Below are 23,096 nucleotides of genomic sequence, written 5' to 3'. Positions count from 1 at the left end.
ATAATTATTATACCTGTATATTACAGATAAAATTAGTTTTTATTTTAAAACTTTTGCAATCATTTCACCAATTTTAGCTGGAGAACTCACAACATGAATTCCGTTTTCTGCTAAAATTTTCATTTTTGCTTGTGCTGTATCATCAGCTCCACCAACAATTGCACCTGCGTGCCCCATTGTTCTTCCTGCTGGTGCAGTTTGACCTGCTATAAAACCAACAACTGGCTTTCTGTTTCCATCAGCTTTAATCCATTTTGCAGCTTCTGCTTCTAAATTACCACCAATTTCACCAATCATTACAATTGCTTCTGTTTCTGGATCATTCATTAATAACTCAACAGCTTCTTTTGTTGTAGTTCCAATAATTGGATCTCCACCAATACCAATTGCAGTTGTAATTCCGTATCCTTGTTTTACAACCTGATCTGCTGCTTCATACGTTAAAGTTCCTGATTTAGAAACAATACCTACTTTACCTTTTTTAAAGATAAAACCTGGCATAATACCAACTTTAGCTTCGTCTGGCGTAATTACTCCTGGACAGTTTGGGCCTACTAATCTACAGTCTCTACCATCAATATAAGCTTTTACTTTTACCATATCTGCAGTAGGAATCCCTTCTGTAATACAGATAATTACTTTAATTCCTGCGTCTGCAGCTTCCATAATTGCATCAGCAGCAAATGCTGGTGGTACAAAAATAATTGAAGTATCGGCTCCTACTTCATCTACAGATTCTTTTACTGTATTAAAAACAGGCTTTCCTAAATGCTCTTGACCTCCTTTACCTGGAGTTACCCCTCCAACTACATTCGTTCCATAATCAATCATTTGACCAGCATGAAAAGTACCTTCACTACCTGTAAAACCTTGAACAATAATTTTTGAATTCTTATTTACTAAAACACTCATTGGTTTGATATTTTATTTTGTTACACAAAAATAGTTTATTGATAGTTTCTAAAAAAGGATTCAAACAAATTATTATCAATAAAAAAGTAATAATTATATGTTTTAAGCTCCTTTATTTTTTAGAACAAGACAGTCTTAATGTTTTTATGAGTTTTAATTCTCAAAAAAAAACAATCAAGATTACTTTCTATCTTTTAAAAAACGTTTTATTTCTGCCATTTCTTTTAATTTTTCTCTTGATTCTGAAACTGGAGTTCCGAAATAACTTTTTCCTCCCGCAACAGATTTTGTAACTCCTGTTTGACCAAGAATTATAGCACCTTTACCTATGGTAATTCCGCTATTTGTACCAACTTGTCCCCAAATTGTTACTTCATCTTCAATAATTACACAACCAGCAATACCTGTTTGTGATGCTATTAAACATTTTTTTCCAATTTTCGTATCATGACCTACATGAACTTGATTGTCAATTTTTGTGCCTTTTCCAATAGTCGTATCTCCTGTTACACCTTTATCTATAGTACAAGATGCACCTAAATCTACATTATCTTCTAAAACTACCCTACCACCAGAAATCAATTTATCAAATCCTTCTGGTCTATTTTTATAATAAAATGCATCTGCTCCTAAAACCGTATTCGCATGTATAGTAACATTATTACCAATAAATGTATTATCGTAAATAGTTACGTTTGGATGAATTACACATTTTTTACCAATTGTAACATTGTTTCCAATAAAAACATTAGGCTGTATTACTGTATCTTCTCCAATAATAGCGGTTGCAGCAATACTTACTTTAGATGCAATAAAAGGATTAAAATATTTTGTGATTTTATTAAAATCACGAAAAGGATCCTCGGAAATTAATAATGCCTTTCCAACTGGGCAATCAACTTTTTTGTTGATTAATATTGTGGTTGCAGCAGAATTTAATGCCTTGTCATAGTACTTAGGATGATCTACAAAAACAATATCTCCTTTTTCTACAACATGAATTTCGTTGATTCCTAAAATCTCGAAATTTTCATCACCAATAAATGTAGTATCTATTAGTGTTGCTATTTGCTGAAGCGTTTGTGGTTTTTGGAATTTCATGTTTCAGTTTTCAGTCGTAATAATCAGTCACAGTTTCAGTATTGAGTAAGCACTGCAAACTGCTACTGAATACTGCTCACTAATTCTTACTCTTTAATACGTTCTTGATACGTTCCTTTAGTAGTTTCTATCTTAATTTTATCTCCTTCATTTATAAATAAAGGGACATTTACAGACGCTCCTGTTTCTACTGTAGCAGGTTTTGTTGCATTTGTAGCTGTGTTTCCTTTAACACCAGGTTCTGCATGGGTAACTTCTAAAATAACACTTGCAGGCATTTCAACAGAAAGAGGCATATTATCTTCAGAATTGATGATAATTGTAACAATCTCTCCTTCTTTCATTAATCCAGGATTGTCTAAAGCAGCTTCTAACAAACGAATTTGCGTATAATCTGCTTCATTCATAAAGTGATAAAATTCACCATCGTGATATAAAAACTGAAATTTATGAGTTTCTACACGTACATCGTCAATTTTTCTTCCTGCAGGAAAAGTATTATCTACTACTTTACCGTTACTAACACTTTTTAATTTTGTTCTTACAAATGCAGGCCCTTTACCAGGTTTAACATGTAAAAATTCTATAATTTTATATATATCGTTGTTGTATCTAATACACAATCCGTTTCTAATATCTGATGTTGTTGCCATATTTTATTGATGTTTGCCTTTAGTTATTTACTATAAGCAATAGTTGTTAATTTTATTTTTAAGCTTTATAAACGATACTTTACTATAAAGAGTTAGTTCGCTTTAGAGTAACCTTTCATAATTCCTCTATGAGATTCTTTTATAAATTGAATAATCTCATCGCGTTCTGGAGTTGCTTCCATTTCTGCTTCTATAATATCAATTGCTTGTGAATTGTTATAATTTCTTTGAAAAAGTATTCTATAAATATCCTGAATTTCTCTTATCTTTTCTGTTGAAAAGCCTCTTCTTCTTAATCCTACAGAATTGATACCTACATAAGCAAGAGGTTCTCTTGCTGCTTTTACAAACGGAGGAACATCTTTTCTTACCAAAGAACCACCTGTTACAAAAGCGTGGTTTCCTATAGATGCAAATTGATGCACTGCAACCATACCTGCTAAAACAACATTGTCTCCAATAGTAACATGACCTGCTAAGGTTGTATTATTAGAAAAAATACAATTATCACCAACAAAGGTATCATGTGCTATATGACAATACGCCATAATTAAACAATTGTCACCAATTTTGGTTTTCATTCTATCTGAAGTACCTCTGTTTATGGTAACACATTCTCTAATAGTTACATTGTTACCAATTTCTACAGTAGTTTCCTCATCATTAAATTTTAAATCTTGTGGAATTGCTGAAATTACTGCTCCTGGAAAAATTCTACAATTTTCACCAATCTTAGCACCTTCCATAATAGTTACGTTAGAACCAATCCAAGTTCCAGAACCAATGGTTACATTATTATGAATGGTAGTAAAAGGTTCTATTACTACGTTTCTTGCTATTTTTGCTTGCGGATGTACATACGCTAAAGGTTGATTCATAGTTTATTTTTTTCTAGCAATTTGAGCCATTAATTCTGCTTCTGCAACTATTTTTCCGTTCGCATAAGCATACGCTTGCATGTGGCAAATACCTCTTCTTATTGGGGTAATTAACTCACATTTAAATGTTAAAGTATCTCCAGGTAAAACTTTTTGTTTAAATTTTACATTATCCATCTTCATAAAATAAGTTAGATAATTTTCTGGATCTGGTACCGTGTGTAAAACTAAAACACCACCACATTGTGCCATTGCCTCAACTTGTAAAACTCCTGGCATTACAGGTGCTCCTGGAAAATGTCCTACGAAAAAGTTCTCGTTCATGGTTACATTTTTCATACCAACAACGTGTGTATCAGAAAGCTCTAGAATCCTGTCAATCAATAAAAATGGAGGTCTATGAGGTAGCACATCCATAATCTGATGAATATCCATTAAAGGAGGTAAATTCAAATCGTATTGAGGAACGTTATTTCTTTTTTCTTGCTTAATAATTTTTGCTAATTTCTTTGCAAATGAAGTATTAATTAAGTGTCCTGGTTTATTAGCAATAACTTTACCTCTAATTCTAATACCAACTAAAGCTAAATCTCCAATAACATCTAATAACTTATGTCTTGCAGCTTCATTAGCCCAATGTAAAGTAAGATTATCTAAAATACCGTTTGGTTTAACAGCTATATTATCTTTTTTAAATGCTGTTTTTAATTTTTCCATGGTTGCTGCAGACAATTCTTTGTCTACATATACAATAGCATTGTTTAAATCACCACCTTTAATAAGGTCGTGCTCTAAAAGCATTTCTATTTCATGTAAAAAACTAAACGTTCTAGCATCTGCAATTTCTGTTTTAAAATCAGAAATCTTTTCTAGATTTGCGTTTTGCGTACCTAATATTTTAGTTCCAAAATCTACCATAGTTGTAACTTGGTATTCATCTGATGGCATTAAAATAATTTCACTTCCTGTAACTTCATCTTTAAAAGAAATAATTTCTTTTACTACATATTCTTCTATATCTGCATCTTGCTCTTGTATACCCGCACTTTCTAATGCTTCTACAAAATATTTAGAAGAACCATCCATAATTGGTGGTTCTGAAGAATCTAATTCTATTAAAAGGTTGTCTATATCTAAACCTACAGCAGCAGCCAAAACATGCTCTGAAGTCTGAATTTGAACTCCATTGCGTTCTAAGTTAGTTCCTCTTTGTGTATTTACAACATACTCTGCTTTTGCCGCAATAATTGGCGCTCCCTCTAAATCTATTCTGCTAAAAGCAAAACCATGATTAACAGGTGCAGGTTTTATGGTCATATTTACAGTGTTACCAGTGTGTATACCTACGCCAGATAAACTTACCTCTTTCTGAATTGTCTTTTGCTTTTTACTCATTTATTATCAGTTTTTGAGACTTCAACTCTTTTTCTATATTGCTAATTTTCGATGCTATTTTAGGTAGATTCCTAAAATAAACCGAACTTTTATTAAAATCTTGTATTTTAAATGCAGGTGAACCATTTACCATCTCATTATCTTTTAAACTTTTAGAGATACCTGCTTGGGCTAATATTTTTACATTATTACCAATTGTTATATGACCTGCAAAACCTACTTGCCCCCCAATCATACAATTTTCACCAATTTTGGTGGAACCTGCAATACCTGTTTGAGCTGCAATTACGGTATTTTTTCCAATCTCTACATTATGGGCTACTTGTATTTGATTGTCTAACTTTACACCATCATGAATAATTGTAGATCCCATAGTGGCTCTATCAATTGTACAAGCAGAGCCAATATCTACATTGTCCTTTATAATAACATTACCTATTTGAGGTATGGCAGTATATACTCCGTTTTTATCTGGTGCAAAACCAAATCCATCTCCACCTATAATAGATCCAGAATGAATTTTGCAATTATTACCTATAATTGTTTCAGAATAAATTTTTACTCCAGAAAAAATGACGCAATTATTACCAATAATTGAATTATCACCAATATAAGCATTTGGATAAACCTTTACATTTTCTCCTAAAACCACATTTTCTCCTATATAAGAGAATGCACCAATATACTCATTAACACCAATTTTTGCCGAGTCAGAAATAAAATGAGGGTTTTCTCTACCCATTTTATTATTTTTAACTTCATTGTAAAATGCTAATATTTTAGAAAAAGCTTCATAAGCACTTTCTACTTTTATTAGTGTTACATTCACTTCTTTTTCCGGAACAAAAGTACTATTAACAATAACTACAGATGCATTTGTAGTATATAAAAAAGATTTATATTTCAGGTTAGAGAGAAAGGTTAAAGAACCTTTTTCTCCTTCTTCTATTTTAGATAATTTAGAAACTTCAACATCAGAATTACCTACGATGTCACCTTCTAAAATATCTGCTATTTGTTGTGCTGTAAATTTCATTAAGCGCAAAAATATAAAATTTATAGTGATTTGGCTAATCTCATTCTATTTTGGATAACAAATAAAGTATTTTATTACCGGATTTGTAAGCGCTTGTAAATTTAATTGATCCGATGCTTTGGCAATATCTCTTAGTTTTCCCTTTTTATTCAGAATAAAAATAGGTTTTTCTTGCTGATATGCTTGATTTTCGATTTTTTTGGTGAAAACAAAATATTTTGCTTCATTTTCTGAAAGCGTCAATTTTTTTGAAACTTTATTTATTTTTTTATTCAATTCTGAGGTTTCAAACTCTTTTTGCTGAATTTCTATACGCAACAATTTTCTATTAACAATCATCATAGATAGTAAAGATAAAATTTTATCACTATGATTTGCCCATTCTTTTATGGCAGACATTACATCATAATCATCCAATTTAGAAAACATTTCTAAAGTTTCATCTGTAAAATTATCTTGCGATATTTTTTTATAAAGAAAATAACGTAAAGAAGTACTTGCAAACAATTCTACTCCATCATCCGCCAATTCTTTTGCTCTTTTTAAAACATTAACCAGCATATTTTCTGCGACTAAACCCGTTTTATGTAAATATACTTGCCAATACATTAATCGTCTAGCAATTAAAAAGTTTTCTACAGAGTAAATTCCTTTCCCTTCAATAACTAATTCATCATCCTTTACATTCATCATAGCAATTAACCGATCCGAAGAAATATTACCTTCTGTAACACCTGTATAAAAACTATCACGCTTTAAATAATCTAATCTATCTATATCTAATTGACTCGATATAAGCTTGCACAAAAACTTTCTAGGATATTTTCCCTCAAATATTTCGATAGCTATATCTAACCTTCCGTTAAATTCATCATTCAATTTTCTCATAAATTTTAATGAAATTTCTTCATGAGAAATGCCATTTACAATACTATGCTCTAAAGCATGCGAGAAAGCTCCATGACCAATATCGTGCAATAAAATTGCTATATACAAACCATTCTCTTCTTCTTCAGAAATTTTTACTTGCTTAAAACGTAAAACTCTTACTGCTTTTTGCATTAAATGCATACAACCAATTGCATGATGAAAACGCGTATGATTTGCACCTGGATATACCAAATTAGAAAAACCCATTTGGGTAATCCTTCTTAAACGTTGAAAATAACGATGTTCTATTAAATCAAAAACTAAAGTATTTGGTATTTGTATAAACCCATAAATAGGGTCGTTCAAAATCTTTAATTTATTATGTTTTTTATTCTTCAAATGAGTGTTTTTATCAATATATGGCAAATTACAAATTAATGCCACGAACTAGCAAATTTAAAGTTTTAGTTTTTTCTGAAAGCAATTATATTTAGAAAAAGGAAACTTTGATAATAAAATATGATTAATAGCCTTATTTCTTTTTAAAAATAACGAATTCATTTATAAGTAATATTCTCAAAATTGGCAATATTTTATCATTTTTAAAACCTAAAAAGTATAACTTTTAATTACTTTTATACTTAATTGTTAAAATGATAAACAAAAATATGAGCAGTATACAAATTTTATGGGTAGATGATGAAATAGAGTTATTAAAACCGCACATTCTTTTTTTGGAACGTAAAAATTACAAAGTAACTACTTCTACCAATGGTGCAGATGCTATTGATTTAGTAGGTGAGCATAATTTTGATATCGTTTTTTTAGATGAAAATATGCCTGGATTAACAGGACTAGATACGCTTGCAGAAATTAAACAAATACATGCAAATTTGCCTGTTGTTATGATTACAAAAAGTGAAGAGGAATATATAATGGAAGAAGCAATTGGTTCTAAAATTGCAGATTATTTAATAAAACCTGTAAACCCTAGTCAGATTTTATTAAGTTTAAAAAAGAACTTAGACCATTCTCGTTTAATATCAGAAAAAACTACCTCTAACTACCAACAAGAATTTAGAAAAATTTCTATGGATTTAGCCATGGTAAATTCTTATGAAGAATGGATAGATCTATACAAAAAATTGGTGCATTGGGAATTAGAGCTAGAAAACATTAGCGACCCTGGAATGTTAGGTATTTTAGAAAGTCAAAAACAAGAAGCCAATAGTCAGTTTTTTAAATTCATCAAAAAAAATTATGAAGATTTTCTAACAGCACACGATAAACCTACCTTTTCTCACACACTTTTTAAAAACTACGTGGTACCAGAATTAAGTAAAGACCAAGGAGTTTTATGGGTAGTTATAGATAATTTACGTTACGATCAATATAGAATTTTAGAACCTTTAATAAATAATCATTACAAAAAGGATCAAGAGCATTCTTATTTTTCTATTTTACCAACAGCAACGCAGTACGCTAGAAATGCAATATTTTCTGGATTAATGCCTTCTGAAATGGAAAAACGTCATCCAAATTTCTGGAAAAATGACACCGATGAAGGCGGAATGAATTTGTTTGAAAACGATTTCTTAACGGCACAAATAAAACGTTTAGGTTTAGATATTACACACGAATATTATAAAATAACCACCTTAAAAAACGGTAAAGAATTAGCAGATAACTATAACGGAACCAAACAAAACGATTTAACCGCTGTGGTGTATAATTTTGTAGATATGTTGTCTCATTCTAAAACTGAAATGGAGGTTATAAAGGAATTGGCTGGAGACGACAAGGCATACAGAAGTCTTACGTTAAGCTGGTTTAAAAACTCACCATTGTTCGAAATCATACAAAAAGCACAACAATTAGGTCAGAAATTAATTATTACCACAGACCACGGAACCATCAATTGTAAAAACCCAACAAAGGTAATTGGTGATAAAAATATTAGTGCCAATTTACGCTACAAAACAGGTAGAAGTCTTTCTTACGAAGATAAAGATGTCTATGCGGTAAGAAATCCAAAAGACATTTTTTTACCAACTGTAGCCATGAATAGTCCGTTTATTTTTGCCAAAGAAGATCTGTTTTTTGCGTATCCAAACAACTTTAATCACTTTGTTAAATACTACAAAAACACCTATCAACATGGAGGTATTTCTTTAGAAGAAGTTATTATTCCATGTGCCGTTTATAGTCCGAAGCAAAAGTAGTTTACTACAGCAGTAAAAGTTATATAGTTTCAATTATTAGAAGCTATTTCCTGCTTTCACTACTCGCTTTTATTGCTAAAAAAAAAAAGCAATAAAGAGCTCAAACAAACCTTTCAATCAGGGCTAAACTTGTTTGCTAACACAATTAATTATAAAAATAGTCTGACAGGTTTAAACTACTTGTTAGACTTTTTTAATTTAACAAACTGAGCATTAAAAACATAGCCTCTCCTCCTTCATTTATAAAGTTTAAAGATTATTGACTGTAAACAATTACTGATTACTGAATACTTTTTATATTTTTGTCTTTATGAAAAAAAATTACTCTTTAGAAGATTTATCTGAAGTTGCAGCTGAGATTATTACATCCGCAGAAAATAGAACGTTATTATTTTACGGACAAATGGGCGTAGGTAAAACAACTCTTATAAAAGAGATCTGCAAACAATTAGGTGTTTTAGACAACATCTCCTCTCCTACTTTTTCTTTAGTTAATGAATATCAGACTACAAATAGTGAAAAAGTTTTTCATTTCGATTTTTACAGAATTACAGACGAGGAAGAAGCCCTAGACATGGGAATTGAAGAATATTTAGATAATAATGATTGGTGTTTAATAGAATGGCCAGAAAATATAGAAAATTTACTACCTTTAGAGGCTGTTCAAATTTATTTGACTATTTTAAATAACGAACAACGAAACATTCAACTAAAATAACCTAACTATGAGTTCATTTTCTCCTTTCAGTAAAGAAGAATTGCTTCCGCAAGAAGAAATGTTGGAAATTAAAAGGCAAAAAGGAGAACTATTTATTGGTTTGCCAAAAGAAACCTATTTAGGTGAAAAACGTGTTTGCTTAACACCAGATGCCGTTTCCGCATTATGTGCTCACGGACATAGAGTTGTCATAGAAACAGGTGCTGGAGATAACGCAAATTATGCAGATAGAGAATATTCTGAAGCAGGTGCAAAAATTTCTTATGATGTAGAAGAGGCTTTTAAATGCAATATTGTTTTAAAGGTTGCTCCGCCCACTGAAAGTGAAATCGAATACATGAATCCGCAAACAATTCTAATTTCTTCGCTACAATTAAAAACTCAAAATAAAAAATACTTTGAGTGTTTGTCTAAGAAAAGAATCACTGCCGTTGCTTTCGATTATATTAAAGACGATCATAATACCTATCCAATTGTAAAATCTTTAAGTGAAATTGCTGGTACCGCCTCTGTATTAATTGCTGCCGAACTAATGAGTGGAATTAACAAAGGAAACGGTCTATTATTAGGTAATATTGGTGGTGTTCCGCCTTCTAGCGTTGTTATTTTCGGTGCCGGAACGGTTGGTGAATACGCTGCAAAAACAGCTATCGGTTTAGGTGCAAGAGTAAAAGTTTTTGACAATTCTATTAGCAAATTACGCAAACTACAAGATTCTTTAAGCGCACCTATTTACACTTCTACACTACAGCCAAAATCGGTTGCAAAAGCATTAATGCGTGCAGATGTAGCAATTGGAGCCATAAGAGGTAAAAATAGATCGCCCATTTGTGCTACAGAAGAAATGGTAGAAACCATGAAAGAAGGAGCTGTTATTATAGATGTTAGTATAGATAGAGGTGGTTGCTTTGAAACCTCTAATGTTACTACGCACAAAACACCTACTTTTATAAAACACGGTGTTGTACATTACTGCGTACCAAATATCCCTGCTCGTTATGCAAGAACAGCTTCTTTATCTATAAGTAATATTTTTACCCCATATTTATTAAATATTGCAGAAGAAGGCGGTTTTGAAAATGCCGCTCGTTTTGATAAAAGTTTACGAAACGGAATGTATTTCTATCACGGAATTCTTACCAATAAAACAGTTGCCGATTGGTTTGATTTACCATTTAGAGATATTAATTTATTAATTATTTAACCTTCCCCCTAAAATTAACCTTCCCTCATAACATCAATATTTTTCTATTATAAATATTTATTAGTATGAAACATTTAAAATTTAAAACGAGTAACCTAAATAGATTTTTTAAATCTATATTTTTTGTTGCTGCGTTATTACTTACATTTTCTACCTTTTCTCAAACGGTAACGGTAGATGATACCAAAACAACAGAACAACTAGCTAATCAACTTATAGATAACTCTTGTATCAATCTTTCTAACGTAGATATTTCTTCAAGTAAATCTGTTGCCACTTTTAATAATAATGGTGGTGATTTCCCTATAAATAAAGGTATTATTATAAGAACAGGTAAGGCTAAAGATACAGAAGGACCTTTTACAGATACAAAGTTAAGTAGTGAAATTTCGTTAAGTGGAGATTCTGATTTACAAGACATTAGTGATAATGATGGAGGTAATAAAAACATTATCGATGTTGGTTCTCTAGAATTTAACTTCACACCTGTTAGCAAAAACTTTAGTTTTAATTACATATTTGCTTCTAATGAATATGGCGTTTTTCAATGTGATAGTAGAGATTTATTCGCTATTATACTAACCAACCTAGAAACTGGAATAAGTAACAACATAGCAACTATTACAGATATTAAACAAAATGTTTCTGTTAAAAATATAAGAGACATTAATAATAACGGTTTTTGCCCTTCTGTGAATGCAGAATTATTTAGTACTTATTATGTAGATAATAGTAATAACTCAACCATAAATATGAGAGGTTTTACAAAGACACTAAAAGCCGAAGCATCAGTAGTGCCAAATAATAAATACAAAATAAAATTTGTTATCGCAGATTATGATAATTCAGGTTTTGACTCTGCAGTATTTATAGAAGCAGGTAGTTTTAATAATTCTTTAGATTTAGAAGCAGATAAAGAACTTTGTAACGGGGATGATGTTATAATAGATTCTGGTTTTTATGAAACTGATGGTTTTAAGTTTGAGTGGACAAAAAACGGCACTCCATTAACTGATAATGGAACTAAAATTACGGTTAACACTATAGGTACATATGCATTAACAATTACATCTTCAACAGCCCCTAGTTGTCAATTAACCGATAAAATAGAAATTACATCATTAAAAGCAACAACTCCAGACGATATTGATATTTGTACAGAAGATACAACACTTAATATTCCAGATAAAGTACAAAGTCAAATATTAAATGGAGCACCACTATCTAACTACACTATTGATTACTTTGAATCTATAGATGATGCTAACAATAGCAGAAATCCAATTACAAACCCTACAAATTATCCAATAACAACAAATGCATTTACGCTTTGGGCAAGATTATCTATTACTGATAAAGAGTGTTTTGATATTGTTAGTTTTAATGTAAGCATTACTTCTCCTCCTTTAGTAGACCAATTACCAGATGCTTATGCTTGTAACGAATATGCGTTGCCAAACCTAATACATGGAGAGTATTTTACTAAATCTGGAGGTATTGGTGACAAATTGGCTGTAGGTAAAAAAATCACAACTGAAAGTACAATTTATATTTACAATAAAAATGAGACTACAGGTTGCTCCAGTCAAACAAGTTTTAAAGTATACTTTGCTGAAAATTATAATATTGCTACAGATCATTGTGAATCTTTTACAATACCTGAGACTCCATTAGGTAAATTTTATACAAAAGAAAATGGAACTGGAGAATTACTACCTACTGGTGAAATTTTGACAGAAGATACAACTATCTATTTTTATTCTGAGTTTAATGGGGAAGCATGTGTAAATAAACAATTTGAGATAGTTTTAAATACAATACCACCTGTAGATGATATTGACGACATTATTACTTGTGAATCGTATGTTTTAGACCCATTACCTAGTGGTGGTGCATATTATACAGGATATAATGGTACAGGTACAAAATACTCACCAGGAGATCTAATAGAATCTACAATTCGTTTATTTATATATAATAAGGATGAAGCTACTGGCTGTACTTCTGGAGGGTTATTATCTAATAGACTATATGTTACCATTATAAAACGTAGTGAATTTCCAGATATCATAGAATGCGGTAGTTATACCATACCAACTACAAGTATAGGGAAATATTATACAGACAACACCTATGGAACAATAATACCATCAGGAACTCCAATTACTTCAACACAAAAGATTTACTATTATGCAAATGAAATAACCACTACACCAAATTGTACTGGTTATGAGATCTCAGTAACCATTAACCCATTACCAAAAGTAGATGATATTGATGACATTGTAAGTTGTGAAGATGATTTACCTAAATTACCTTCATTAGAAAATGGAAGTTATTACACAAAATCTGGTGGTCCTGATGCCCCAGGACAAATATTACTATCAGAAGGGGATGAAATAAATAGCTCACAAAAAATTTATATATACAAAACTAACACAATTTGTACTGTAGAGACAGATTTTAATGTAATTATTAATAAAAAACCAATAATACCCGATTTTCCTGATGTTAAAAAATGTGACCCTTTTGAGTTACCAATATTAAGTTTTAGTGGAAGATATTTTACTGAATCTGGAGGACCAAACGGAACTGGGACAGAAATGTTTCCTGGAGATTTTATTGAAGAGGGTACACAAACTATTTTTATCTACAGCGAACACCCAGATTTAGAAACTTGCACTAATGAAAAAAGTTTTGAAGTAACTATTTTAGTCAAGGTAGTAGATGAATTAGATGATGTAATATTAGCTTGTGACTTTTTTGAACTACCCGTTTTAGCCAATGGTAATTATTATAAAAATATTGATAAAACAGAACCTTTAACTGCTGGTGATATCATTAATTCAAACCAAACAATTTATATTATTGGAGAAAATTCTATTAGATATGAACCTTGTCAGAGTATTAGTTCTTTTGAAGTAAACATCTTTGCCAAACCAAATTTAGAAGATTTAGGAGTCATAAATGATATAAACCAATGTAGTTTCGCTACGTTACCTTCGATTACCGCCCCTGAAATTATAGTAGAATATTATAGCGATTTAAATAGAACTACTTTAATAACCCCTTCAGAATATACGATTACAAATAATAGTTCAGAAATTATTACTAATACTATTTATGTACGCGCATACTCTATAGGTTACCCAGGATGTTTTGCCGATGGTACCTTTTTAGTTACATTATATCCATTATTAAATATAGAGGCAAAAGGAGGAACTATTTGTGTTGATTATGACACAAACGAAACAAATAATCCTTTCTTAATAGAAACAGGAATAGATTCAAGTGCTTATGATATAAAATGGTATTTAAATGGAGATTTATTTGACAATTCTAGTGCAGAATGGGAAGCTGATAAAGTTGGTACATACCGAATAGAAGCTACACGAAAGATTGATATAAATAACCCTAATAGTAGTACTGACTGTAATTATCGCCCTACAGAAGTGGTAATAGAAAGTTCTACTCCTAAATTTGAAGTAAATATCTTATCAGAAAATTTCTCTAGTTCATACGAAATAGAAATAAACACAATCGAACAAGGTTTAGGTAATTATACATATTCTTTAAATGGTACAGATTTCTCTACAAACAATATATTTAGAAATATAAGTCGTGGCTCTTATATTGTTACAATTAGAGACCTTGACAATATTTGTAATGATATAGAACTTGAGTTTACTGCCTTAAATAATCCAGTTTATTTTAACCCAGATGAAGGTGATTATTGGAATATTACTGATTTAAAAGATGACCCAACAGCAACAATAGATATTTTTGACAGGTTTGGTATACTCATAAAAACTATAAAACCGAGTGGCCCTGGTTGGAATGGTTTAAGTAGTAACGGTAATAGGATGCCAAGTACAGATTATTGGTATGTATTAAAATACACAAATACAGATGGAGACCCTGCAATTTTTAGATCTCACTTTTCTTTAATAAGAAAATAAGTAATATTGTTTAAAACTGAATAAAAGACTTAAATTTGCACTTCAAAATTTTACAATGCTCATTAAACGAATAGGTTATTATTTAGTAGGTTTATCATTAGGTTCTATTGCTGTATATTTTTTCTGGCAAAAGAAACAAGCTACTTTTGATTATGGAATGGATGCTAGAACACTAAAATCAATCAGAATTAAAGAACGTTTATTTTCTGATGATGCTAGAAGTGCGATGCATAAATTTGATATTGATTCCTTAAAAATAAATACTATTTTATATACAGGTGATGTCAATTTTGGTAAAAGCAAACCAAGACAAGAACCTTGTCCTGAATATTATATTACAGGTACTAAAGACTTAGAAAAGGTAAGTTTATTAGTGAAACGTTGCGAATCTACCGCTACAATTGAGAAAATAATAGTAAAGTAATAATATTTTGTTTTTATCTATAAATTGATAAAACAATCTATACTTCATAAAAAAAGTCATTCCTGTTAAAGTAGGAATGACTTTTTTTTATTTTCCTTTTAAATTTTCATGATAATGTTTTTCTATTTTATCTACATTTTTAATCGTTTTGCGAACCCAATTAAAATACAAAACGTCTTTTTCTTCTTTAGATAATTTCCAATCAACAGAAGAATTTCTCAATTTTGTGGTTACATCTTGTAAAATAATTGCTGCGGCGACAGAAATATTTAAACTCTCGGTAAAACCTACCATTGGTATTTTTAAAAAGCCATCTGCTTGCTCTTTTACGTAATCAGAAACGCCCTCTGCTTCTACTCCAAATACAAATGCAGATTTTTTAGTAATATCAAAATCTTGTAATAAACAAGAATCATTATGTGGCGTTGTTGCTATAATTTGATATCCTTGTTCGCGCAGGTTCTCTAAACAAACTTTGGTATTATCACCGTCTTTTTTATATCTTTTAGAGGTAATCCATTTTTGTGAACCTTTTGCCACATGTCTAGACACTCTATTAGTGTATTTATTTTCTATGGCATGTACATCTTGCACACCAAAAATATCTGCGGTTCTAACCACAGCACTTGCATTATGAGGTTGAAAAATATCTTCTAAAACCACCGCAAAATGACGCGTTCTATCTTCTAAAACCTTTTTAAAAAGATTTTTCCTCTTATCTGTTAAATAAGTTTCGAAGTAATTTAATAGTTTATCATCAATCATAAATACAAACTTAATTTTATTATTTTTACCTTACATTAAGAATTTATAAAAATACAAAAACAGATTATCTAATGAAAAGATTAGTTGTTTTAACTGGAGCAGGAATTTCCGCCGAAAGCGGTATACAAACATTTAGAGATGCAGATGGTTTATGGGAAGGACATAATGTAATGGAAGTTGCTTTGCCTGAGGGTTATGCAGCCAATCCTGAATTGGTTTTAAACTTTTACAACGAACGCAGAAAGCAACTTTTAGAAGTTGCACCAAATAAAGGTCACGAAAATTTAGTGGCTTTAGAACAGAGTTTTAATGTTGAAATCATTACCCAAAATGTAGATGATTTACACGAACGTGCAGGAAGTAAAAAGGTAACGCATTTACATGGTGAACTTTTAAAAGTGAGAAGTTCTGTTGATGAAAATATGGTTATAGACTGGAAAAAAGACTTAGTTTTAGGAGATTTATGTCCTAATAAAAGTCAATTAAGACCTCACATTGTTTGGTTCGGAGAAATGGTACCCATGTTAAATAAAGCGATCGAAATTACTAAAAAAGCAGATATTTTAGTAATTATTGGTACCTCTATGCAAGTATATCCTGCAGCTGGTTTGGTAGATTTTATAAAACCTAATACACCTATTTACTTTATAGATCCTAAACCTGCCGTTTCTAAGGGGCGTTTTAATAATTTAACGATTATTGAGGAAGTTGCAAGTGTTGGAACGGAAAAATTGTTGGAATTATTGAAAGGTTAAATTACCCATTTATTCTGTTTTATCTATAATTTTTTCATCACATCTCATTTAGAAGTGAGCTTTTTGGCCTTTCGACTTCGCTCAAGATAAACTAATGAGAGATCTCATAGTGCTTCTAGACTCCTCTTTATACCTCATTCAGAATGACATAGAACATGTTAATTAAAAATAGTCAGCAAACAACTCTAGCCCTGATTGAAGTGGTATCCTTTTTATAGCACTTAAAATTAGCTAATAAATTTCTAACAAAAGATTGCCGTTTCACACAGTAAAAGTACGATTCGCAATGACAGCTATAAAAAGATATAACGAAAAGCAGGAAATAGCTTCAAATAAAAATTAATCAATCATATTTTTTAAGTAAAACTGCTCTACTTTTTCTCTTGCCCAAGGTGTTGTTCTTAAAAACTTTAAAGAAGATTTGTACGTAGGATTGTTTTTAAAGGCATTTATATTTAAACTGTATCCTAATTCTTCCCAACCATATTCTAAGAAAAGTTCTTCTAACATGGTGGCTAATTTTATACCGTGTAACGGATTATTTGGTTGTTCTGTGCTCATAATTATTAATCTAAATTTGGCAATACAAAATCGTCTAAAACAGACTTTTTTGCCATCATTTTTTCTATTTCTTTTAGGGTTCTAGGTGCTTCTGCAGAAAGGTTTACAGGTCCGTTTTTGGTAACTAGAATATCGTCTTCGATTCGAATACCAATTCCCCAATATTTTTTATCACAATCACTACCTTCAGGAATGTAAATTCCGGGCTCCATAGTAACCACCATATTTTCTTCAAAGTTATTATAATTTCCTGGATCGTGCACGTCTAAACCAATATGATGCAAAACTCCGTGTGGTAAATAGTTGTGTCTTTCCGTAATAGATTTTATAATTCCGAGTTGAAACAAGCCTTCATTAATCACTTTTATCGCTGCCATGTTTGGCGCACTCATTGGTTCGCCTATTTTATAAAAGGCAATTCCTGCTTCTTGTGCTTTATAGACAATATTGTAAATTTCTGCTTGTGCTTTTGTGAATTTTCCGTTAGCAGGAATTGTGCGCGTTACATCTGCCGTGTACCCTCTATATTCCGCTCCTAAATCCATTAAAACTAAATCGTTGCCAACTTTTGTTTTATTATTTTCGATATAATGCAAAATGCAACCGTTGTTTCCGGCACCTACAATAGACGGATATCCTTCGTATTCTGCACCGTATTTTTTGTACACAAATTCATGGATTCCTTGTAACTCTGTTTCCGACATGTGTGGTTTCATTGCCTTCATTACCTCTATTTGTCCAACAGCAGAAATTCGCACTGCTTTGGTTAATAACTTAACTTCTTCTACTGTTTTAACCTCCCTCATGGTTGCTAAAGTATTGGTTAAAAAGTAAAAATTGAAGTTATTATTCTTTTTAGCGATTAATCTTATGAAGATTTTTTTCTGATAATCTTTTAATTCATTATCACTTTTCGCTTTTGCAAAATTGGTAATCAATTGATCGTTTTGTAACTCTGGAAAACGAGTAAGATCTTCATTTATCTTTTTAGAAAGCTCAATCATATTTTTATCAGGAACATTTGCAATCTGATTATATGCTTTCTCTATGTTTTTAGATGAAAATTGAATTTCATTAAAACCTGATTTTTCCTTAAAACTTGCTACTAAATCATAAATTTCAGCATTATTTCTAGATGAATTTCTGTAATCTTCCTTAAACTCTGTAATAAAAACCTTATTAAATTTCTTAAAATCAATTTGTGACGCTATAAAATCTTCTGCATTCATTGTGGTATTAAAACCTAACTCTTCTGCTGCTTTTTCTGCCCCCAAACGTTTTCCGTACCACATTTCTGCTCTTGCATCCTTTTTTTGTACATATAAAACCTCGTTATAAGAATTTCCTTTTTCATCTATTTGAAACTCAGAAAACAATACTAAAACTGCATTTGGTTCTCTGTAACCTGTTAAATAATAAAAATTAGGATCTTGATGAAATACATAATCTACATCATTTGCTCTGTTTCTAATAGGGTTTGCAAACACAACAGCAACCGAGTTGTTTGGCATTTTAGATCGTAAAATAGCACGTCTTTCTTTATGAAATTCTTTTGGTAAATAATCTGTAGGAGTTTGCGCAATACTATTTAAGGTAAATAGCAAAAAAATGACAAATAAAAAGTTAAAAACTTTCATAAGGGTGGTTTTATAATTGAGAATTTCAAAAGTAACATTTATTATTTTCTAGGTAAAAATATTAACAAAGTATTCGTGATAGATAATTCCATTTTTTTCAATAATTTAGCTGAAATTTAAGAAATCTATACATGAAAAATATTGCATTAAATAATATTCACGTTGCTTTAGGTGCTAAAATGGTTCCTTTTGCTGGTTACAACATGCCTGTACAATACGAAGGAGTTACAGCAGAACATTTAACTGTTAGAAATGCCGTTGGTGTTTTTGATGTAAGCCACATGGGAGAGTTTTTAGTAGAAGGTGAAAATGCATTGCCTTTAATACAAAAAGTTACCTCAAACGATGCATCTAAATTAGAAATTGGAGATGCACAATATAGCTGTTTCCCTAATGAAGATAACGGAATAGTAGATGATTTAATTTGTTATAAAATTAAGAAAAACACGTATTTACTAGTTGTAAATGCATCTAATATTGAAAAAGACTGGAACTGGATTTCTAAATACAATGAGGAGTTTAATGCTGATTTAAGAGACTTATCTGAGGGGTATTCATTATTAGCTATTCAAGGTCCTAAAGCTATAGAAGCAATGCAATCTTTAACTTCTGTAGATTTAGCAAGCATTCCTTTTTATAAATTTAAAATTAGTGATTTTGCCGGAATTGAGAATGTAATAATTTCTGCAACGGGTTATACTGGTTCTGGCGGATTTGAAATTTACTGTAAAAATGAAGAAGCTGAACAAATTTGGAATAAAGTTTTTGAAGCTGGAGCAGATTTTGGAATTAAGCCGATTGGTTTAGCTGCAAGAGATACTTTACGTTTAGAAATGGGATATTGCTTGTACGGAAATGATATTAACGATACAACATCTCCTATTGAAGCAGGATTAGGTTGGATTACAAAATTTACCAAAGAATTTGTAAATGCAGAAGCTTTAGCAAAAGAAAAAGAACACAAACCAGAAAGAAAATTGGTTGCTTTTGAACTTGATGAAAGAGGAATTCCAAGACATGGTTATGATATTGTAGATGGTAGCGGAAACGTTATTGGAGAAGTTACTTCTGGTACTATGAGCCCTAGTTTACAAAAAGGAATTGGAATGGGTTATGTACCAAGAATTTTATCTAAAGTAGGTACACAAATACATATTCAGGTTCGTAAAAAAGCAATTCCTGCAACAATTGTAAAACTTCCTTTTTACAAAGGATAAAATAATATGTTCGTTAGAGCTCATTCAAAAATTTTATAATCAATAAAGTTTAGACTGCACTCAAGCAGAAAATAGTTGTCTGTAATAAGACAACTATTTTTTTATTAAATCATCTATTGAGATTTCATCAAAAAAATATGAATTGCTTATTAACTGGAGGAACGGGAATTGTTGGAAGTCATATTATTTTTGAATGGTTACACAAAGCCATTGTTCAAAAAACAGTAAATCATCTTTTTGTAGTGATTAGAGCTAATGAAAAAACAGCAGAACAACGCTTACTAGCTGTTTTAGAAGATGCTTCTCGTCCTGAATTTTTAAATGATTTTACACTTGAAAATTGTCTAGAAAAAATCACAATAATTCCAAATGATTTAGCAACAATTAGCAGAGAAGTATTAGAAACTTATAATTTTGATACCGTAATTCATTGTGCTGGTTCTACTAATTTATCTAGTACAAGTGATTCTAAGAAAACTGTACACTCACAAAACTATTTGGTAACCAAGCAGCTTTTGGAGCAATTACCAGAGCGAGTAACACGTTTTTTATACATTAGTACGGCGTATTCTTTTGGTATCCAAAATGAAAAAGTATGTGATGCTATTGAAAACTATACCGTTACCAATTTTAGAAATCCGTATGAGCAATCTAAATATGAAAGTGAACGTTTTGTAAAAGAAACGTGCAAGCTTAAAAATATAACTTCTCAAATTTTAAGACCTAGTATTATTTGCGGTCGTTTAATTGATAAACCTTTTTACGAAACTCCAAAATATGATGTTTTCTATTCTTGGGCCATCTTTTTAGCAAAGTATGCTACCAAATCTAAAGAAGCTTTCAGAATTTGGATTGACAAAAAAAGTGGTTTAAATATTGTGCCTGTAGATTTTGTATCCAAAGCTATTTTACACGCTTTTTTAAATCCACAAATAAAAGAATTGAATATTGTAAACCCTACACAGATTTTACACAAAGAGTATGTAGGCGATGTTTTAGAGTCTTTTGATGTAAATTCTTATGAATATGTTACAGCTAAACCTAAGAACTTAAATTCTTTTGAAACGCTGTATTACAAAACCATTGGCGATATTTTTCAAAATTATATTTCTATCCCAGATTTACAGTTTAATACTGAACAAATTTTAAACCTTATTCAGCAGTTAAAATTAGAAAATACTTTAGGAGTTCATGAAAACTTTATGAACTTGATTAATTATTCAGTTGAAAAAAAATTTAGAAAGAGTTATTAATTATTAGTAAAAAAATAATCTAATGGATTCATTAACACAAATAGTTTTAGGTGCCGCAGTTGGAGAAGCTGTTCTTGGTAGAAAAATTGGTAATAAAGCCATGTTGTATGGAGCTATTGCAGGTACAATTCCGGATTTAGATATTTTCGCTAATTTTTTTGCAGATAAAGTTACTGCCTTAGAAATACATAGAGGTTTTACACATTCTATCTTTTTCTCGGTGCTCTTTGCTCCTATTTTAGCTTTTATTGTCACTCGATATGAAAAATATAAAAATGTAAAAGATTGGTCTTGGCTTTTCTTTTGGGCTTTTATAACACATCCAATTTTAGATGCACAAACTACTTGGGGAACACAACTTTTTTGGCCTTTAGACATTCGTTTGGCTTTTAAAAATGTTTTTGTAATAGATCCGTTATATACAATACCTTTTTTGGTGCTTTTAATTTTGGCGATGTGTCAGAAAAAAGAAGCTAAAAAAAGACGTTTTTATAATAATTCAGCCCTTATTATTAGTAGTTCTTATTTAGTACTTACCTTTGTTCTAAAAGGTGTTTCTTATCAAACGTTTACTAAAGAATTAGTTGCACAAAATATTCAGTATAAAGAAATACAAACAAAACCAACACCTTTAAACACCCTTTTATGGACTGCTAATGTAGAAACAGAAAATGCTTTTTTAATTGGTCATTCTTCTTTTTTTGATAAAAATCCTGTTGAGTTTTCTACTTATTCTAAAAATCATGAGTTATTAGGCAATTTAGTAAGTCAACCAAAAATGCAACGTATGATTGCTATTTCTAAAGGTTGGTACACCATCAATAAAGTAAATGGCGTACTGTATTTTAATGATTTACGTTTTGGGGCATTAAGCATGAAACCAAATGCTACAAATTTTGTTTTTAAATATAAAATTAAAATCGATGCTAATGGAGTTCCGTCTTTTATTGAAGAAGCTAAAGACAAAAGAGATGCAAAAAAACTGTTATCGGAATTATGGGAAAGGATTAAAGGGAATTAACCTTTTAACTTATAATTTTACTTAAAGAGTTTGCCTAAAAATTAGATATTTTTGTCAAACTGAACTCGTTTCAGTTTCTTATAGCTTATCAACTTGTTTATATTCTGAAATAAATTCAGAATGACAGTCATTTCAGCTTTTCAGACGACCATTTTTTTTTTATTATTATCATTGGTTCTCTTCTTTTCTATTGATAAATTACTCACATTTTAATTCCTATTTAAAATGAGTGATTTTATAACTTTAGATTCAGAGAGCATAGAAAATGAGCATATTTGTTGTGCTATTTCTGATAAAAAATGTTTATCAAGTTATCATGCAAAAAAAGATTGGCTTAAAAATCAATTCGAAAAAGGCTATGTTTTTAGAAGAATAAATGAGAGAGCAAAAAGTTTTTATTGAATATGCTGATGCGGAATAATCTTGGGTTCCTATTACGGCTCCAAATTATTTAAATATCGATTGCTTTTGGGTTTCCGGAAAATATAAAAAACAAGGTCTTGCTAAAAAGCTTT

The 23,096-nt window shown here is 30.7% G+C and carries 20 protein-coding genes and 1 pseudogene; 11 read left to right on the top strand and 10 right to left on the bottom strand.

Annotated features, from left to right (window positions below; all coding sequences use genetic code 11):
• Nucleotides 1-39: 39 nt before the first annotated feature.
• From sucD to H0I29_RS14930, 7 genes are all read right to left on the bottom strand, one after another.
• Nucleotides 40-912, bottom strand: coding sequence for a succinate--CoA ligase subunit alpha (sucD, locus tag H0I29_RS14960; protein WP_218730350.1), 873 nt, complete (start codon nt 910-912; stop codon nt 40-42).
• A 180-nt stretch (nt 913-1,092) separates the two neighbouring features.
• The gene (locus tag H0I29_RS14955) at nt 1,093-2,013 is read right to left on the bottom strand and encodes a UDP-3-O-(3-hydroxymyristoyl)glucosamine N-acyltransferase (RefSeq protein WP_218753050.1); all 921 of its coding nucleotides are present in this window, start codon (nt 2,011-2,013) and stop codon (nt 1,093-1,095) included.
• An 86-nt stretch (nt 2,014-2,099) separates the two neighbouring features.
• A complete protein-coding gene (gene efp, locus H0I29_RS14950; protein WP_218753048.1) occupies nt 2,100-2,666 on the bottom strand; it encodes an elongation factor P in 567 nt (188 codons plus the stop codon).
• Between the two features lie 92 nt (nt 2,667-2,758).
• On the bottom strand, nt 2,759-3,544 hold the full coding sequence (lpxA, locus tag H0I29_RS14945; RefSeq protein ID WP_218733708.1) for an acyl-ACP--UDP-N-acetylglucosamine O-acyltransferase: 786 nt from the start codon (nt 3,542-3,544) through the stop codon (nt 2,759-2,761).
• A 3-nt stretch (nt 3,545-3,547) separates the two neighbouring features.
• A complete protein-coding gene (locus tag H0I29_RS14940) occupies nt 3,548-4,939 on the bottom strand; it encodes a bifunctional UDP-3-O-[3-hydroxymyristoyl] N-acetylglucosamine deacetylase/3-hydroxyacyl-ACP dehydratase (RefSeq protein WP_218733706.1) in 1,392 nt (463 codons plus the stop codon).
• A complete protein-coding gene (gene lpxD, locus H0I29_RS14935) occupies nt 4,932-5,975 on the bottom strand; it encodes a UDP-3-O-(3-hydroxymyristoyl)glucosamine N-acyltransferase (RefSeq protein ID WP_218753046.1) in 1,044 nt (347 codons plus the stop codon). The genes H0I29_RS14940 and lpxD overlap by 8 nt, the downstream gene beginning before the upstream one ends.
• Before the next feature lie 45 nt (nt 5,976-6,020).
• A complete protein-coding gene (locus H0I29_RS14930) occupies nt 6,021-7,244 on the bottom strand; it encodes an HD domain-containing protein (protein WP_218733702.1) in 1,224 nt (407 codons plus the stop codon).
• Between the two features lie 269 nt (nt 7,245-7,513).
• On the opposite strand from H0I29_RS14930, the gene H0I29_RS14925 reads away from it, so the two are divergent.
• The 5 genes from H0I29_RS14925 to H0I29_RS14905 all read left to right on the top strand — a co-directional run bounded on the left by H0I29_RS14925 (nt 7,514) and on the right by H0I29_RS14905 (nt 15,372).
• Complete coding sequence (locus H0I29_RS14925) at nt 7,514-9,067, top strand: bifunctional response regulator/alkaline phosphatase family protein (protein WP_218753044.1); 1,554 nt, start codon at nt 7,514-7,516, stop codon at nt 9,065-9,067.
• Nucleotides 9,068-9,377: 310 nt separating this feature from the next.
• Nucleotides 9,378-9,785, top strand: coding sequence for a tRNA (adenosine(37)-N6)-threonylcarbamoyltransferase complex ATPase subunit type 1 TsaE (gene tsaE / locus H0I29_RS14920; RefSeq protein WP_218753043.1), 408 nt, complete (start codon nt 9,378-9,380; stop codon nt 9,783-9,785).
• A gap of 7 nt (nt 9,786-9,792) precedes the next feature.
• The gene (locus tag H0I29_RS14915) at nt 9,793-10,989 is read left to right on the top strand and encodes an alanine dehydrogenase (protein ID WP_218753042.1); all 1,197 of its coding nucleotides are present in this window, start codon (nt 9,793-9,795) and stop codon (nt 10,987-10,989) included.
• Nucleotides 10,990-11,054: 65 nt separating this feature from the next.
• A complete protein-coding gene (locus H0I29_RS14910; RefSeq protein ID WP_218753041.1) occupies nt 11,055-14,948 on the top strand; it encodes a choice-of-anchor L domain-containing protein in 3,894 nt (1,297 codons plus the stop codon).
• Between the two features lie 55 nt (nt 14,949-15,003).
• Nucleotides 15,004-15,372 carry a DUF4258 domain-containing protein gene (locus tag H0I29_RS14905; RefSeq protein WP_218733694.1) on the top strand — a complete coding sequence of 123 codons (369 nt, stop codon included), beginning with the start codon at nt 15,004-15,006 and terminating at the stop codon, nt 15,370-15,372.
• 87 nt (nt 15,373-15,459) lie between these two features.
• On the opposite strand, the gene H0I29_RS14900 is transcribed toward H0I29_RS14905, so the two are convergent.
• Nucleotides 15,460-16,137 (bottom strand): RNA methyltransferase, encoded by a 678-nt coding sequence (locus H0I29_RS14900; RefSeq protein WP_218733692.1) that lies wholly within the window; start codon nt 16,135-16,137, stop codon nt 15,460-15,462.
• Between the two features lie 71 nt (nt 16,138-16,208).
• Here H0I29_RS14900 and H0I29_RS14895 point away from each other — a divergent pair, with 71 nt between their 5' ends.
• On the top strand, nt 16,209-16,892 hold the full coding sequence (locus H0I29_RS14895; RefSeq protein WP_218753040.1) for an NAD-dependent deacylase: 684 nt from the start codon (nt 16,209-16,211) through the stop codon (nt 16,890-16,892).
• Nucleotides 16,893-17,231: 339 nt separating this feature from the next.
• Here the strand turns inward: H0I29_RS14895 and H0I29_RS14890 are convergent, their stop codons facing one another.
• Both H0I29_RS14890 and H0I29_RS14885 read right to left on the bottom strand, forming a co-directional pair.
• Nucleotides 17,232-17,453: a VF530 family DNA-binding protein gene (locus H0I29_RS14890; RefSeq protein WP_218733689.1), complete on the bottom strand. Its 222-nt coding sequence runs from the start codon at nt 17,451-17,453 to the stop codon at nt 17,232-17,234.
• A 5-nt stretch (nt 17,454-17,458) separates the two neighbouring features.
• Nucleotides 17,459-19,090 carry an aminopeptidase P family protein gene (locus H0I29_RS14885; RefSeq protein ID WP_218753039.1) on the bottom strand — a complete coding sequence of 544 codons (1,632 nt, stop codon included), beginning with the start codon at nt 19,088-19,090 and terminating at the stop codon, nt 17,459-17,461.
• Nucleotides 19,091-19,221: 131 nt separating this feature from the next.
• Between H0I29_RS14885 and gcvT the strand changes: the two genes are divergently transcribed.
• The 5 genes and pseudogenes from gcvT to H0I29_RS18505 all read left to right on the top strand — a co-directional run.
• Entirely contained in the window at nt 19,222-20,307 is a 1,086-nt protein-coding gene (gene gcvT / locus H0I29_RS14880) for a glycine cleavage system aminomethyltransferase GcvT (protein WP_218753038.1), read from the top strand.
• 137 nt (nt 20,308-20,444) lie between these two features.
• A complete protein-coding gene (locus H0I29_RS14875; RefSeq protein ID WP_218753037.1) occupies nt 20,445-21,560 on the top strand; it encodes an SDR family oxidoreductase in 1,116 nt (371 codons plus the stop codon).
• A 22-nt stretch (nt 21,561-21,582) separates the two neighbouring features.
• Nucleotides 21,583-22,581 (top strand): metal-dependent hydrolase, encoded by a 999-nt coding sequence (locus H0I29_RS14870; protein WP_218753036.1) that lies wholly within the window; start codon nt 21,583-21,585, stop codon nt 22,579-22,581.
• A gap of 225 nt (nt 22,582-22,806) precedes the next feature.
• Complete coding sequence (locus H0I29_RS18390; RefSeq protein WP_254712640.1) at nt 22,807-22,983, top strand: hypothetical protein; 177 nt, start codon at nt 22,807-22,809, stop codon at nt 22,981-22,983.
• 31 nt (nt 22,984-23,014) lie between these two features.
• Nucleotides 23,015-23,083, top strand: a pseudogene (locus H0I29_RS18505) (hypothetical protein); the annotation flags it as partial.
• Between the last annotated feature and the right edge of the window lie 13 nt (nt 23,084-23,096).

This window comes from Polaribacter sp. R2A056_3_33 (assembly GCF_019278485.1).
Classification (GTDB): Bacteria; Bacteroidota; Bacteroidia; order Flavobacteriales; family Flavobacteriaceae; genus Polaribacter.
The sequence above is the reverse complement of the archived record's forward strand: the minus strand, read 5'-3'. Positions and strand labels throughout refer to the sequence as shown.

Coding starts and splice junctions, on each gene's coding strand:
- sucD (WP_218730350.1), bottom strand. CDS start 912: ATGAGTGTTTTAGTAAATAAGAATTCAAAAATTATTGTTCAAGGTTTT.
- H0I29_RS14955 (WP_218753050.1), bottom strand. CDS start 2,013: ATGAAATTCCAAAAACCACAAACGCTTCAGCAAATAGCAACACTAATA.
- efp (WP_218753048.1), bottom strand. CDS start 2,666: ATGGCAACAACATCAGATATTAGAAACGGATTGTGTATTAGATACAAC.
- lpxA (WP_218733708.1), bottom strand. CDS start 3,544: ATGAATCAACCTTTAGCGTATGTACATCCGCAAGCAAAAATAGCAAGA.
- H0I29_RS14940 (WP_218733706.1), bottom strand. CDS start 4,939: ATGAGTAAAAAGCAAAAGACAATTCAGAAAGAGGTAAGTTTATCTGGC.
- lpxD (WP_218753046.1), bottom strand. CDS start 5,975: ATGAAATTTACAGCACAACAAATAGCAGATATTTTAGAAGGTGACATC.
- H0I29_RS14925 (WP_218753044.1), top strand. CDS start 7,514: ATGAGCAGTATACAAATTTTATGGGTAGATGATGAAATAGAGTTATTA.
- tsaE (WP_218753043.1), top strand. CDS start 9,378: ATGAAAAAAAATTACTCTTTAGAAGATTTATCTGAAGTTGCAGCTGAG.
- H0I29_RS14915 (WP_218753042.1), top strand. CDS start 9,793: ATGAGTTCATTTTCTCCTTTCAGTAAAGAAGAATTGCTTCCGCAAGAA.
- H0I29_RS14910 (WP_218753041.1), top strand. CDS start 11,055: ATGAAACATTTAAAATTTAAAACGAGTAACCTAAATAGATTTTTTAAA.
- H0I29_RS14905 (WP_218733694.1), top strand. CDS start 15,004: ATGCTCATTAAACGAATAGGTTATTATTTAGTAGGTTTATCATTAGGT.
- H0I29_RS14900 (WP_218733692.1), bottom strand. CDS start 16,137: ATGATTGATGATAAACTATTAAATTACTTCGAAACTTATTTAACAGAT.
- H0I29_RS14895 (WP_218753040.1), top strand. CDS start 16,209: ATGAAAAGATTAGTTGTTTTAACTGGAGCAGGAATTTCCGCCGAAAGC.
- H0I29_RS14890 (WP_218733689.1), bottom strand. CDS start 17,453: ATGAGCACAGAACAACCAAATAATCCGTTACACGGTATAAAATTAGCC.
- H0I29_RS14885 (WP_218753039.1), bottom strand. CDS start 19,090: ATGAAAGTTTTTAACTTTTTATTTGTCATTTTTTTGCTATTTACCTTA.
- gcvT (WP_218753038.1), top strand. CDS start 19,222: ATGAAAAATATTGCATTAAATAATATTCACGTTGCTTTAGGTGCTAAA.
- H0I29_RS14875 (WP_218753037.1), top strand. CDS start 20,445: ATGAATTGCTTATTAACTGGAGGAACGGGAATTGTTGGAAGTCATATT.
- H0I29_RS14870 (WP_218753036.1), top strand. CDS start 21,583: ATGGATTCATTAACACAAATAGTTTTAGGTGCCGCAGTTGGAGAAGCT.
- H0I29_RS18390 (WP_254712640.1), top strand. CDS start 22,807: ATGAGTGATTTTATAACTTTAGATTCAGAGAGCATAGAAAATGAGCAT.